Raw genomic sequence first — 3,977 nt, forward strand, 5'->3', positions numbered from 1 at the left:
ATGAATAAAAAATGAGTTATAGTGTAGAACACTGCAACAATGTTTAGATTTAAAAGTTTCGGAATTTATGAGATTTACATAGATTAAACTCTATCGACTTTGGCTATGCGAATCATACCGAAGTATAATTAAAGGGTATTATAAACATTCCCTACTCTGTAGCTCTTCGAATATCTTTGAACAACTTTAAAATAATAAATATTATCTTTGGGTACAAACTAAAAAAGAATACATGTCTGATCAAGAAAAATATAATCGAATATTTGAGGCTAATAACAAATGGATAGAAAAAAATAAGATAGACAATCCCGGATTATTTAAGTTATTAGCAGCTGACCAACATCCTGATTTTCTATATATCGGATGTTCTGATAGCAGGGTACACCCCAATCAGGTTATGGGATTAAAGCCAGGAGAGGTTTTTATCCATCGTAATATCGCAAACATGGTTATAGCCACTGACCTAAGTGCTCTTTCCGTTATCAACTACGGAGTCGAATACCTGAAAGTTAAATTTATTATTGTTTGTGGTCACTATGGTTGTGGAGGGATAGAAGCGGCAATGAAAAAGTCGGACTATGGGATACTTAACCCTTGGCTGCGAAGTATACGAGACGTCTACCATCTACATAAAGAGGAACTGGCTGCTATTAATGATATCGGAGCCAGACATAGGCGACTTGTAGAACTTAATACATATGAACAATGCCGCAACATAATCAAAATGGGCGAAGTTCAAAAGTCTTATTACGAAAAAGGATATCCTAAGGTTGCCGGATGGGTATTTGATATCAAGGATGCCCAACTCCATGATCTTTACTTCGATATGGACGGCGAGCTTGATAAGATTAAAGAGATTTATGATATTACAGGCAATACTGAAGATTGAAGAATTTCACTTCATTTATAATATCATTACACCCTTTTTCCTATTTAAATATCCTTTAAGGGGCTTTTAGGAAAAAGGGTGTAAATGTCTCTTATATTACTTATATCCGCAATTGATATTAAATAATATCAAAAACGAATATGTATGCTTACTTCAAATTAATGTGACAGCTTATCGTATGCGGTCTAAAGATTTCACAAGCTTTTCGTCTTTCTTTATACGTGAAACAGCAAGTAAATCAAAGATCAGTGCTAATACAGGGAAAATAATTCCAAGTTGAATATTTAAGGAATATCCTGAAGTAATCTTATCTAAGAATGCATTTACATAAAACGCGGCAGTCACATAATATATAGCTATCAACAAAGCCGTAAATAATCCCAATTTTATTTGTAACTTTCTTTTATTATACAGAAATATATTTAGAAAAGCTACGATCGCGGATAGAGCACAAAAGATAGCCGCTCCCCAAGCATGATAAGATATTGAGTTGTCAAATATTCCCAAAGAATTAAACAATATACTTGAAAATTTAAGACCTTCACTCGTTATTTCAAGCGATGGAATCACAAAAGTAGCCCCCATCAATATCGTTGTAAGAAGGAGAAAAATCGACTGTATACGCTGTATCATTCTATATTAGAAATTATCTTTATCCTTACTAGGATTTCTGTAATAAAGTTTACCTTCTGTATATTCCTGTGCAGCGATAAGCGTTGGCTTTGGTAGTTTTTCGTAGTAACGAGAGATTTCTATTTGTTCTCTGTTTTCGAAAACTTCTTCCAGATTATCGTTATATGAAGCAAATTCCTGTAGTTTCTTATCCAAATCCTGTTTCATTTCAACAGAAATCTGGTTAGAACGCTTAGCGATAATTCTAACAGTTTCATATACATTACCGGTGTCTTCAGACAAAGACATCATATCTCTGGTAATCGTATTGCTTGCTGCATTTGTTTTTCTATAATCCATAATGATTTTAAAATATAATTATATTGTTTTTTTCGATTATTTATTTCTTCAGCTCTTGTTGAACAGCTTCGTTTGTTGCATCATCTACTTCCTGACCTAATGCTTTTAACGCTGCACGATAGTAACGTTCACTTTCTTTAGTGTACTTACCATTAGGAAACATGTTTTTATAATTGAAGTGTTCGTCCATTAAATCCCTGTAACGTACAGGCTTCTTTTCTTCAACACTGTAAACGGCTTGTTCAAATCTCGCTCTAACAATCAAAATCTGGAATTCTTCTGTAAATTCAGAAAAAGGATAAGATTTTAGAGCCTCACGTGCAGTTACTACGCAAGATTCATAATAATTTTCTCTATTATAAAGTCCCAAGTTGTAATATAAGCGTGCGGCAAGAAACTCTTTGTATGCTAACTTCTCTTGAAGTTTAAACATCAGATCCTGAGCTTCGGGAGCCTTTTCGCTTTGAGGAAAATATTCCAAAAAGTTTTGAAATTCCTGAATTCCTTTATAGGTACTTGTTTGGTCTAACCTGGCATCCGGAGAATCGAGATACAATCCGTAAGCAGAGTTAAATCGTGCCAACTCGGTAAATTCGCCCTTCGGAAATTTATTATAATATCGGGTATAATATTGAGTAGCTGTTGTATAATCTTTATCATAGAAATAGGACTGGGCCAACAGATACAATATTTCCTGCTCTTTGGAAGACCCTGTATATGCAGATAAAATCTCATCTAGCAAGGTGATTGTTCTTCCATATTTCTTTTGATCGAAGTATTTCTTAGCATATTCATACTTTAACTCGGCATCACGGCTTTTCAATATTTTATTATATTCGCCGCATGATGCAAGCAGCATTGCTAATAATAAGGTACACAGGATTCGTATCTTCATTCTACTCAAAAATTAGTTTGCAAATTTACACAAAGCTTTTATAATTTAAAAATAAACTTTTACAATTATATTTTTTTGAGATTCACGATCAGTTTAGCGAAACATCGAAGCAACCTTTTTCACTCCCATTACCAACTGATCAATCTCTTCTTTTGTATTGTAGAATGCCAATGATGCTCTCACTGTACCGTCCACACCCAACTCATCCATAAGAGGTTGAGCGCAGTGATGACCTGTACGAACGGCTATTCCCATTTTATCTAAAAGCATTCCCATATCATAATGATGAATATTATCTACCAAAAACGAGATTACGCTACTTTTCTTATCCGAAGTTCCATATATTCGCAAACCTTCTATTTTCAGTAATTCATCAGTACAATATCTTAATAACTCATCTTCGTATGCTTTTATTGAGTCAAGCCCAATATTTTTTATGTATTTCAATGCTGTGGCCAACGCTATCACACCCGGATAATCAGGGGTTCCGGCCTCAAATTTAAATGGTAACTCGTTGAATGTAGTCCCTTTAAAGGAAACCGTTTTTATCATTTCACCCCCACCCTGATAAGGCGGCATCTGATTGAGCCATTTTTCTTTACCATACAAGACACCTACTCCATTCGGGCCATAAACCTTATGTCCTGAGAAAACAAGAAAATCACAGTCCAGCTTTTGTACATCCAGCGCCATATGCTGAACCGACTGAGCTGCATCTATCAGCACAGGAATATTATGTTTGTGAGCAATTTCTGTTATTTGATCAACAGGATTTACAGTGCCCAATACATTAGAGACATGTGTAACCGATATCAGACGTGTTTTTGGTGAAATAAGTTTCTCCATTTCGTCCAACATCAATTCCCCCTTATCGTTGATAGGAATTACTTTAAGCTTGATTCCTCGTATTGGCTCTTGCAATTGCCACGATACAATATTGGCATGATGTTCCATTGCCGAAATAATAATTTCGTCACCCTCATTGCAAAATTGGCGGCAAAAACTATGAGCAACAAGATTTATCGACTCTGTAGTGCCTCTTGTAAAAATAATCTCGTGGCTATGTTTAGAGTTGATGAATTGTTGCACCACCACTCTCGATTCTTCAGCCAGATCTGTAGCTTGCTGGCTTAAATAATGTACACCACGATGCACATTAGCGTTCGTGGTGTAATATATTTTAGTCATTTCCTCTACCACACATTTTGGTTTTTCGGTAGT

At 35.2% G+C, this 3,977-nt stretch carries 5 protein-coding genes; 1 reads left to right on the forward strand and 4 read right to left on the reverse strand.

What is annotated here, in order from left to right:
* Positions 1–232: 232 nt before the first annotated feature.
* Entirely contained in the window at positions 233–889 is a 657-nt protein-coding gene (locus LDB17_RS12860) for a carbonic anhydrase (protein WP_006844090.1), read from the forward strand.
* A gap of 171 nt (positions 890–1,060) precedes the next feature.
* Here the strand turns inward: LDB17_RS12860 and LDB17_RS12865 are convergent, their stop codons facing one another.
* From LDB17_RS12865 to LDB17_RS12880, 4 genes are all read right to left on the reverse strand, one after another.
* On the reverse strand, positions 1,061–1,522 hold the full coding sequence (locus tag LDB17_RS12865) for a DUF4293 domain-containing protein (protein WP_252639348.1): 462 nt from the start codon (positions 1,520–1,522) through the stop codon (positions 1,061–1,063).
* 6 nt (positions 1,523–1,528) lie between these two features.
* Positions 1,529–1,861, reverse strand: a complete 333-nt coding sequence (locus LDB17_RS12870; RefSeq protein WP_006844092.1) for a DNA-directed RNA polymerase subunit omega — start codon at positions 1,859–1,861, stop codon at positions 1,529–1,531.
* 40 nt (positions 1,862–1,901) lie between these two features.
* The gene (locus tag LDB17_RS12875; protein WP_252639347.1) at positions 1,902–2,756 is read right to left on the reverse strand and encodes an outer membrane protein assembly factor BamD; all 855 of its coding nucleotides are present in this window, start codon (positions 2,754–2,756) and stop codon (positions 1,902–1,904) included.
* Between the two features lie 93 nt (positions 2,757–2,849).
* Positions 2,850–3,977, reverse strand: a 1,128-nt coding sequence (locus tag LDB17_RS12880; protein ID WP_393925061.1) for a cysteine desulfurase, incomplete at its 5' end; no start/stop codon positions are given.

Source organism: Dysgonomonas sp. Shenzhen-Wh21 (assembly GCF_043392705.1).
Lineage (GTDB): Bacteria > Bacteroidota > Bacteroidia > Bacteroidales > Dysgonomonadaceae > Dysgonomonas.